General features: G+C 70.4%; 3 protein-coding genes and 1 pseudogene. 2 read left to right on the top strand and 2 right to left on the bottom strand.

The window, feature by feature from the left end; all coding sequences use genetic code 11:
• Positions 1-225, bottom strand: a pseudogene (locus tag DQW85_RS11565) (glycosyltransferase WbuB); the annotation flags it as partial.
• 56 nt (positions 226-281) lie between these two features.
• On the opposite strand from DQW85_RS11565, the gene wecB reads away from it, so the two are divergent.
• Both wecB and DQW85_RS11555 read left to right on the top strand, forming a co-directional pair.
• Complete coding sequence (gene wecB / locus DQW85_RS11560) at positions 282-1,412, top strand: non-hydrolyzing UDP-N-acetylglucosamine 2-epimerase (RefSeq protein WP_113700338.1); 1,131 nt, start codon at positions 282-284, stop codon at positions 1,410-1,412.
• Positions 1,413-1,480: 68 nt separating this feature from the next.
• Positions 1,481-3,517, top strand: a complete 2,037-nt coding sequence (locus DQW85_RS11555; RefSeq protein ID WP_113700339.1) for a glycosyltransferase family protein — start codon at positions 1,481-1,483, stop codon at positions 3,515-3,517.
• A gap of 24 nt (positions 3,518-3,541) precedes the next feature.
• Here the strand turns inward: DQW85_RS11555 and DQW85_RS11550 are convergent.
• Positions 3,542-4,078 (bottom strand): hypothetical protein (locus DQW85_RS11550; RefSeq protein ID WP_162794908.1); only part of this gene is annotated, 537 nt, incomplete at its 5' end.

The raw sequence follows: 4,078 nt of genomic DNA, 5'->3' as shown, positions 1-4,078 counted from the left end.
GGCCGCGGGCCAGGCCACCCGGCCGACGATGGGGCGCAGCCGCGGCGGGAGGGCTTCGGCGGCGGCCTGCGCGACGCGCACGGGGTCGGACTTGACCTTCGTGTAGACGACCCGGGAGACGAGGATCGGGTGCTGGACGAAGCCCTTCAGAAGCCCACCGACACCGGCACGCGCGGACTTGGCGGAGACTTTGGGGGAGTCTGGACGACTGGCGTCGGATACCACGCGGTGACCGTACCATAGGCAGCGTTTTTCCCCTTCCGCTATGAAAGGCGAGGTCAATGAGGGAGAACCCCCTGGTCCTGCACGTTCTGGGAGCTCGTCCCAATTTCGTGAAAGCGGCCCCGGTGGTGCGAGCACTCGGTGAACTCGGCATGCGGCAGGGCATCGTCCACACTGGTCAGCACTATGACGCGCTGATGTCCGACGTGTTCTTCGCCGACCTCGGCCTGCCCGAGCCGGTGGCGAACCTCGGGGTGGGCTCCGGCACGCACGCCAGGCAGACGGCGGCCCTGCTCGTCGGCATGGAGGAGGTCGTGCTGGCGCAGGACCCCGACCTCGTGGTGGTCTACGGAGACGTCAACTCGACGCTGGCCGCGATCCTCGTCTGCGCCAAGCTGGGCGTGCGCACCGCGCACGTGGAGGCGGGGCTGCGCTCGTTCGACCGGGGCATGCCCGAGGAGGTCAACCGGATCGTCACCGACTCCCTGTCGGACCTGCTGTTCGCCACCTCCCCCGACGCCCTGTCGCACCTGGCGGCCGAGGGCGTGCCGGCCTCGAAGGTCCACCTGGTGGGCAACCCGATGATCGACAGCCTGTTCGCGGCGCTGCCGTCGCTCGATCCGACACCGGTGGTGGAGCGGCTCGGCGTGCCCGGCCGGTACGCCGTGGCGACGCTGCACCGCCCGGCGAACGTGGACACCCCGGAGGCCGCGCGGGAGCTGGTCTCGGCGGTGCTGGAGGTCGCCCGGCAGATCCCGATCGTCGTGCCGATCCACCCGAGGGGGCGCACCCGGCTGGCGGAGGCCGGGCTCGTCGACGGGCCCTCGGTCCGGGTGGTCGATCCGCTGGGCTACGTGGACTTCCTCTCGCTGGTACGGGGGGCCGCGTTGGTCGTCACCGACTCGGGGGGCGTCCAGGAGGAGACGACCGTGCTGGGCGTGCCGTGCCTGACCGTCCGGCCCAACACCGAGCGGCCGATCACGATCACCCACGGGACGAACCGCCTGGTCACGCCGGCGCTCCTGCCCGCCGCGGCCGGGAAGGCGCTGGCCGACGGCGCGGCGACGCCTTCGGGCGAGCTGCCTCCGCTCTGGGACGGCGCCGCCGGCCCGCGCATCGCGCGGGTGATCTCCGCCTGGCTGAAGGGGGACAACCTCTCGCCCGCGGCTCAGGGCACGCGTTCCGAATAACGCCCACATTAGGTACGGCCCGCCCCGTACCATGACATATCTCCGCTACGCGATAGGTGAGCATCCTCATGGCCGAAACCCCCGAAGAGCCCACCTACCAGCGGCTCGGCCCCGTCAACTGGCTCCCGGAGGAGCGCAAGGCCGTCGAGCGGTACGAGGGGGAGATCAGGGAGCTGCGACGGCGCCTGGAGATCGCCGAGGCCAGGGCCGCCTACGCCACCTGGAAGCTGGAGGCGACCCAGGCCAAGCGGACCTTCAAGCTGGGCGAGGCGCTCGGCTCCAGGCGGCCGGGCAAGGTGCTGGAGGCGGTCCGGTCCAAGGAGCGCGCGCCGAAGCCGCCCGTCCCGGTCACCGAGGCGATCGAGACGGCCAACGGCAGGCCGCCGCTGGTCGAGGTGCCCGCCGTGAAGTGGCCGGCGGGCCCGGTCAACCGGCCCGAGCTGCGCGTCGCCGTGATCCTCGACGACTTCTCCCGGATGGCGTTCCGCTACGAGTGGGACCAGATCGAGTTCGGGCTGAAGGACTGGCCGGAGATCTTCGCCGAGAAACGGCCCGACCTGCTGTTCTGCGAGTCGGCCTGGCACGGCAACCAGGGCCGCTGGCGCTACCAGATGACCGGCACGAACGCGCCGAAGGAGCCGCTGCGCGACCTGGTCGCCTGGTGCCGGGCCGAGGGCATCCCGACGGTCTTCTGGAACAAGGAGGACCCGCCCAACTTCGACTTCTTCATCGACACGGCCAAGCTGTTCGACCACGTGTTCACCTGCGACGGTGACATGCTGCCGAAATATCGCGAAATATTGGGCCACGACCGGGTGGACGTGCTGCAGTTCGCCGCCCAGCCCCGCGTGCACAACCCGGTGCAGCAGAAGCAGGGCCGTCTGCACGACGTGGTCTTCGCCGGCATGTACTTCCGCGACAAGCACCCCGAGCGCCGCGAGCAGATGGAGACCGTCCTCGACCCGGTCCGCGAGCTGGGCCTGCACATCTTCGCCCGCAACGGCGAGGTGGACGAGAAGTACGCCTGGCCCGGGAAGTACCGGCCGCACATCGTCGGCGAGCTGCCCTACGACCAGATGCTCGCCGCCTACCGGATGTACAAGGTCTTCCTCAACGTCAACTCGGTGCTCGACTCCCCCACCATGTGCGCGCGCCGCGTCTTCGAGCTGTCGGCCTGCTCCACCCCGGTCGTCTCCGGCTGGTCACGGGCGATCGAGGAGACGTTCGGCGACCTGATCCCCATCGCCCGCGAGCCGGTCGAGTCGTACAACCAGGTGCTTCATCTGATCAACAGCCCCGAGCTGCGCGCCCGGATGGGGCACCTCGCCATGCGGGAGGTGTTCGACAAGCACCTCTTCTCCCACCGCGTGGACCAGATCCTCCAGATGCTCGGGCGGCCCGTCGAGGCCGGGACGCGGTCCGTCTCGGTGGTGCTGCCCACCAACCGCGCCTCCCAGATCGAGCACGCGATCTCCTCGGTGGCCAGGCAGATCCACCGCCCGCTGCAGCTCGTCATGGTGCTGCACGGCCTCGACATCGACCCGGTCGTGGTGGCCGACAAGGCGCGCATGGCGGGCATCACCGACGTGGTGGTGCTCCCCGCCGCCCCCGAGCTGTCGCTCGGCGCCTGCATGAACCTCGGCATCGCCGCCGCCGAGGGCGAGCTGATCGCCAAGATGGACGACGACAACTTGTACGGCGAGCACTACCTGTCGGACCTGGTCAGGGCCTTCGACTACACCGACGCCGAGCTGGTCGGCAAGGGCGCCCATTACTCCTACTTCGAGGGAAGCAACACCACCATGCTCCGCCTGCCCGGCCTGGAGCATCGCTACTCGTTCCTCGTTCAGGGCGGCACGTTCCTCGGCACGACCGGCATGTTCCGCTCCTACGGCTTCGCGGACATCACCCGTGGTGAGGACACGCACCTGGTGCGCAGGCTGAAGGAGGACGGGGTCAAGATCTACTCGGCCGACCGGTTCAACTTCGTCTACTGGCGGAGCGCCGACGCGAGCATGCACACCTGGCAGGCCGACCACATCAAGCTGACCCGCAACGCCCAGTTCTCGTTCGTCGGACGGCCCGACGACCACGTGCTCATCTAAAGGACGGGCGAGGCCGCCGGGACTTCAGCCGAGAGTGCCGGACAGCTTCCGGTCGGCGAGGCGGCCGAGCTCGAACAGGCCCGGCGGGTCCACCTTCCGGCCCACCACGAGCAGGCTCATGACCACGTTGCCGCGCCGCAGCACCACCGAGCCCACCTGGGCGTCCTGGGCGCCGCCGGAGGCCGTGGTGAGGTAGGCCCGCGACTGGTCGCCGCGCCTGGGCATGTCCAGCTCGCGGGTCCGGTAGGTCACCCTGGCGCCGTTGACGTCGGCCTCGTACGCGGCGCACCGCCTGGGCAGCGACGGTGGGAAGGCCGGCGACGGCATCGAGACCAGTGCCTGGGTGATCGACCCGGTTTCCGAGGCGTACGCGACGACCGCGGCCGGGGCTCGGGCGAGCGCGGGCTCGGCGGCGTCGAGCTGGGCGGCTCCGGCGCACTCCGGCCGCTCCAGTTTCGCCTGGCGCGCTGCTTCGATGCCCTGGCGGGTGGCCGCCAGCGATCCGAAGGCGCCGGTCTCGGGGCCGTGGACGGTGCGCATCCCGCCGGGGGCGGGCAGCAG

The sequence above is a fragment of the Nonomuraea lactucae genome (assembly GCF_003313395.1).
In the GTDB taxonomy this organism is placed as follows: Bacteria; Actinomycetota; Actinomycetes; order Streptosporangiales; family Streptosporangiaceae; genus Nonomuraea; species Nonomuraea lactucae.
The sequence above is the reverse complement of the archived record's forward strand: the minus strand, read 5'-3'. Positions and strand labels throughout refer to the sequence as shown.

What these genes read in the sequence shown, in the direction of transcription:
- wecB (WP_113700338.1), top strand. Translation starts at nt 282, where the DNA reads ATGAGGGAGAACCCCCTGGTCCTGCACGTTCTGGGAGCTCGTCCCAAT.
- DQW85_RS11555 (WP_113700339.1), top strand. Translation starts at nt 1,481, where the DNA reads ATGGCCGAAACCCCCGAAGAGCCCACCTACCAGCGGCTCGGCCCCGTC.